This window comes from Mycobacterium sp. P7213, assembly GCF_900604305.1.
Classification (GTDB): Bacteria; Actinomycetota; Actinomycetes; order Mycobacteriales; family Mycobacteriaceae; genus Mycobacterium.
Genome location: NZ_UWOA01000101.1, coordinates 1 through 1,722 on the forward strand (window position 1 = coordinate 1; position 1,722 = coordinate 1,722).

The following is a 1,722-nucleotide window of genomic DNA, read 5'->3' on the forward strand; positions in this document are numbered from 1 at the left end:
TGATCGGCAACGGCGCCGACGGCACCGAAGCCAACCCCAACGGCGGAGCCGGCGGCTGGCTGTTCGGCAACGGCGGAGACGGCGGCAACGCCGGTGACGGCGCCACCCTGGCTGGGTTGCCCGCGCTGGGCGGGGTCGGCGGCACCGCCGGCCTGCTCGATGGAACCCACGGCGCCGTTGGCCAATTCGGCTCCCTGCCCGGCGGCATCACCGGCACCGTCGCCCCACCGGTCGAGGTCTCCAACGGCTACTTCACCAACGGTGACGGCCAAGTCGTCATGTTGCGTGGGCTCAACCAGGTCTACAAGATCCCGCCGTATGAGCCCTCCGCCGACGGTTTCGGCGATAAAGATGCCGCCTTCCTGGCCGCCAACGGCTTCAACGTCGTACGCCTGGGCGTCATCTGGGCCGGCGTCCAACCCGAACCCGGTGTCATCGACTACGACTACCTGGCCTCCATCGAAAACACCGTCGAAATCCTGGGCAACCACAACATCATGGTCATTCTCGACATGCACCAAGACCTCTACGGTGGCTACTTCGGCGGCGACGGCGCACCGGAGTGGGCCACCTTAACCGGTGGCCTGCCCAACTTCGATGTGGGCTTCCCGTTCAGCTACTTCGTGAGCCCGGCACAGAACTACGCGTGGGACGCGTTCTGGGCCAACGACCAAGCCCCCGATGGAATCGGGTTGCAGAACCACTACGGCATCATGTGGCAGGCCGTCGCCAACTACTTCAAGGGCAACGAGAACGTCGCCGGCTACGAGATCATGAACGAGCCGTGGTCAGGCACCCAGACCCTGGGCAGCCTGCTGGGCAACCCGTACTTCGACGCCCAACAGTTGACCCCGTTCTACAACCAGATCACCGAAGCCATCCGCTCGGTCGACCCGAACAAGACGGTGTTCTTCGGTCCGAGCACCCTCGAAGCCAGCCTGCCGGTACAGAACCATCTGGGAACGGTCGACGACGACAACACCGCCTTCTCCTTCCACCACTACTGCATGGTGAATGCGATTTTCGCCGACCTGAGTTTCGGTTGCGACTGGAATGCCGACGCCGTGTTCGGCTACGCCTACGACTATGCGCAGGAGCACAACATCCCGGCGTTTTTGAGTGAGTTCGGTGCCACCAACAACCTTCCGACCATCGGCGCGAGCCTGGACGCGGCGAACCGGTATCTGTTCGGTTGGACCGAATGGGCCTACACCGGCAAGGACATCACCAGCACGTCGCCGGAGGACCAGGCACTGGTCTACGACACGAACCTGCCCCCGGTCGGCGACAACGTCAACTGGGACAAGCTCGACCTCCTGGCTCAGCCCTACCCCCAGGCGATCTCCGGCGTCCCGACGTCGCTGAGCTTCACCAACGGCGAGTTCAACTTCAGCTACACCACCGACCGCGCCGACGGCTCAGGCACCTTCGGAGCCGGCTCCGAGACCTCTATCGCCGTGCCGGCCAACCACTACCCCAACGGCTATGCCGTGACCGTGACCGGCGGGACCGTCACCTCGGCACCCAATGCCCCGATCCTGACCATCGGAGCCGACGGCGACGCCTCCACCATCACCGTCAAGTTGATACGTATCTAGCCGTCGACCCGCCAACGGACTACCGCCGACACTCCGGGTTGCCTAGGTGGCAGCCTTGCATCACATAAGCAACTCGTTTAACTTCTCAGGCAGACTTCAGAATCTGTTGTCTTCCATGAAGAAG

The 1,722-nt window shown here is 63.5% G+C and carries 1 protein-coding gene; it reads left to right on the plus strand.

Features of this window, described 5'->3' with window-relative positions:
- Window positions 1-1,598, plus strand: a 1,598-nt coding sequence (locus EJK91_RS21330; RefSeq protein ID WP_125079895.1) for a cellulase family glycosylhydrolase, incomplete at its 5' end; no start/stop codon positions are given.
- Between the last annotated feature and the right edge of the window lie 124 nt (window positions 1,599-1,722).